1 pseudogene is annotated in these 206 nt (G+C 47.6%); it reads right to left on the bottom strand.

The features are described 5' to 3' along the window. Nucleotides 1-206 (bottom strand): annotated as a pseudogene (locus tag HMPREF2886_RS34835) (M48 family peptidase); the annotation flags it as partial.

Genomic DNA, 206 nt, shown 5'->3' with positions numbered 1-206 from the left:
AATACCCGCATTTTAGCATAGAGAAAATTAGCCGATTGTGGCACTTTGCGCGGAGCATATTGCGCTGCTCGGCTACGTGCATCAGATAAACGGCTGTCAGGTAAGGGGTGCGTTAATAGCATTTCAGGCGGCTTAGAACTATAGCGCACTTGGTCTGCTAAGATCTGCATAAAATTAGGCATACCTTGTGGATCAAACCCTGCACG

The organism is Pseudomonas sp. HMSC066A08 (genome assembly GCF_001813025.1).
Taxonomy (GTDB): Bacteria; Pseudomonadota; Gammaproteobacteria; order Pseudomonadales; family Pseudomonadaceae; genus Pseudomonas; species Pseudomonas aeruginosa.
Note: the sequence above shows the minus strand (reverse complement) of the source record. Positions and strands in the feature narration are given on the sequence as shown.